Annotated in this window: 3 protein-coding genes; all 3 read left to right on the plus strand. The window is 27.6% G+C overall.

Going from position 1 to position 3167, the window contains the following annotated elements; all coding sequences use genetic code 11:
- The first annotated feature begins 107 nt into the window (after positions 1 to 107).
- Genes K354_RS0113560 through K354_RS0113570 form a run of 3 tightly spaced genes read left to right on the plus strand, consistent with a single transcriptional unit; the run spans position 108 to position 2947 of the window.
- Positions 108 to 350 carry a MoaD/ThiS family protein gene (locus K354_RS0113560; protein ID WP_245600618.1) on the plus strand — a complete coding sequence of 81 codons (243 nt, stop codon included), beginning with the start codon at positions 108 to 110 and terminating at the stop codon, positions 348 to 350.
- 36 nt (positions 351 to 386) lie between these two features.
- Positions 387 to 2285 carry an FIST N-terminal domain-containing protein gene (locus K354_RS0113565; protein WP_024956013.1) on the plus strand — a complete coding sequence of 633 codons (1899 nt, stop codon included), beginning with the start codon at positions 387 to 389 and terminating at the stop codon, positions 2283 to 2285.
- Entirely contained in the window at positions 2282 to 2947 is a 666-nt protein-coding gene (locus K354_RS0113570) for a response regulator transcription factor (RefSeq protein ID WP_024956014.1), read from the plus strand. The genes K354_RS0113565 and K354_RS0113570 overlap by 4 nt, the downstream gene beginning before the upstream one ends.
- Positions 2948 to 3167 lie beyond the last annotated feature (220 nt).

Below are 3167 nucleotides of genomic sequence, written 5' to 3' on the forward strand. Positions count from 1 at the left end.
AGTGCAGACGATAGAATGCCAGAGTTTATGAAGTACGAAGCACTTCCTCCTCATAATGCTACTTGGGATTTTACAAATGAAGAAATTGATGAGTTTTGGAATTTTTGATGAGTGAGAGTATAAATGTCACTATAAAATTGTTTGCTCAATATAGAGATGATAGATTTAAGATTGAACAAAGAGTATATAAAAGTGGTACAACAGCTCAAGATGTAATGGATGAGCTAGGGATAAGTGAACATAAGCTTCCTCTTGGTGTTTTAATGGTTAATTCTAAACATGAAAAAGAAGATTATGTTTTACAAGAGGGTGATATTCTCGCCCTCTTCCCTAAAGTTGGTGGTGGGTGAGATATATTATCCTATCTTTGATAACAAAAGAGAAATATGAAAACACATAACTATAAATACAGTACAGGGTTATTGAATGAGCTTATAGATTTTTCTTTGTTTAAAGAAGAAAAAAATATATTAGTTCAAATCTTTTGTGGGCAAAGTGAAGTTATATTTGAAACTATCATACATGATGTATTAGAAAATATTCCTCATGCTATATGTATAGGAACCACTACAGATGGTGAAATCTGTGAAGATACAGTTACTCTTTTACAAACAATTATTTCGATAAGTATTTTTGAGAGTACAAACTTACAAATTGCCTATGAAAAGTATGCAGATGAAAAAGATTCATTCCCTTGTGGTTATGATTTGGCTTCAAGATTAGTAACCAAAAATACAAAGTTATTGATACTATTTACTGATGGAACCAATATAAATGCTGAAGAGTTTTTAAAAGGAATAGAGTCTTATGACTCTTCAGTTGTTATATGTGGAGGCATGGCAGGTGATAATGGTCAATTTATAAAAACATATATATCTGCACAAAACACTATTTTAAGTCAAGGAGCAGTCGGCGTTTCACTGAACTCTGATATTTTACAAATAGCTACTGATTATAAATTTGATTGGCAAGCTATAGGATTAGAACATACTATTGAAGAAGTAGAAGGTAATAGGATTTACAAAATTGATGGAATGAAACCTGTAGATTTTTATGGAAAATATCTTGGTAGTAATGTATCACAAACAGAATTTCCTCTTATTGTTCAGTCAAAGGGTTTACCAAAAGCGAGAGCTGTTATAGCAAAACATGAAGATGGAAGTTTGAGTTGTGGAGGGAATCTTCAAAAAGGTGACAAGGTGAAAATAGGATTTGGTGATGCTAAGTCATTAATTAAAAGTCCTATTGAAGTATTGAAAAATTTACAAAAAGTAAATGCACAAACTTTTTTTATTTACTCTTGTATGGCTAGAAGAAGGTATCTTCCTGATTTAATAAATTTACAAGCTGAACCTTTTTCTCATATAGCACCAACTTCAGGTTTTTTTACATATTCAGAGTTTTTCCATCAAGATGGATATAATGAGCTTTTAAATCAAACTCTTACAGTTGTTGCTCTAAGTGAAAAATCAACCAAGAAAAAAATTGAAACATATGAAGAAGAACATTTAAGTGCAAAAGAAAAATCTTATGCAAAAACTATTGAATCTTTAACTAATCTTATCCAGCAAAGTGCTTTAGATTATGATGAACAATCAATCAAATTAAAAAATCAGATGAATTATTCTAAAAATGTACTCATGGGACATAAGCAGTTTCTTCGTTATACTGTACATGAAATGAATACTCCTTTGAGTGTTATTATGAACAATATTGAACTTCATGAAATGGAATTTAGTAAAAGTGTATATTTTGAAAATATAGAAGTTGCCGTTAAAAGTATATTTTCACTTTACGATGATTTGAGTTATTTGGTTAAAAAAGATCAAATTGTTTATCTCAAACAAAAAATTAATTTGGCAGATTATATACGAAGTAGAGTTGATTTTTTTGCACAAGTTGCTGACAAAGCAAAATCAAATTTTATACTCACAGTAGATAGTGATGATATGTACATTTATTTTAATGAAACAAAATTGCAAAGAATAATAGATAATAATTTAACAAATGCAATCAAATATACATTTGAGAATAAAGATATATTAGTATCTTTGAAACAAGATAAAGAGAATTATAATTTTGTTATATCTTCTCATTCAAGAAAAATACAAAAACCAGAACTCATTTTTGAAGAGTATTATAGAGAAGAGACCCGACAAGATGGTTTTGGATTAGGCTTAAACTTAGTAAAAAAAATATGTAATGAAGAAAATGTTCAAATAAATTTAGAATCAAATGAAAACTTAACTTCATTTACATACAAATTTCCAATGGATGTGAGATGAAAATTTTAATTTTAGAAGATGATATCTTAATGAATGAATCAATAACAAAGTACTTAACAAAGATTGGACATGCTATGACTTCTGTAAGAGATGGTGATATATGTCTTAATATTTTGGAAAAAGAAAAGTTTGATTTATTGATTTTTGACATAAATGTCCCAAATGTTGATGGACTTACAATTTTAGAAGAATTGCATACTCAAAAGAAAATGGTTCCAGTTATTTTTATTTCAACTCTTATAGATATTGAAGATATATCTCGAGCGTTTGAGTTAGGTTGTTATGATTATTTAAAGAAACCATTTCATTTAAAAGAGCTAAATATTAGAATCAACAAAATTTTGCAATCTACACAAATGAAAATGCAGCATAAAATATTATCAAAATCGTATAGTTTCAATCATGAAACTATGACACTTTATTTCAATAATGAACCACAAATTTTTCCTAAAAGACAACTTCAAATTATAGAATTTCTTACAAAAAATAAATCATTAGTTTGTAGTTATGATATGTTCAGAGAAAATGTTTGGTATGATTTTGATATAGATATTGATAATGCAACAATAAGAGCAGAAATCAATCGTTTAAAAAACAATTTAAAGGAAGATTTTATTATAAATGTTAGAGGTGTAGGCTACATGATAAAAAATTCTGCTTAAAAAGTTACTTACAAAATGTAACATATTTCAAAATAAAGTCTAAAATTAAATAAAAATTATAAAATCTTCTTAATCGCTATTTTAAAGCTATAAACATAGCATATTATACTTTTAACAACAAATTTTAAGGAGATTAAAATGGCAGATAAAATTTATCGTGTAAACATGAATGAATTAAGTTTTAAGATAGAAGAAGTTCCTTCACAATGGATGGGACTTG

Origin of the sequence: Sulfurospirillum arcachonense DSM 9755, assembly GCF_000597725.1 — a bacterium.
Lineage (GTDB): Bacteria > Campylobacterota > Campylobacteria > Campylobacterales > Sulfurospirillaceae > Sulfurospirillum_A > Sulfurospirillum_A arcachonense.

Coding starts and splice junctions, on each gene's coding strand:
- K354_RS0113560 (WP_245600618.1), top strand. CDS start 108: ATGAGTGAGAGTATAAATGTCACTATAAAATTGTTTGCTCAATATAGA.
- K354_RS0113565 (WP_024956013.1), top strand. CDS start 387: ATGAAAACACATAACTATAAATACAGTACAGGGTTATTGAATGAGCTT.
- K354_RS0113570 (WP_024956014.1), top strand. CDS start 2,282: ATGAAAATTTTAATTTTAGAAGATGATATCTTAATGAATGAATCAATA.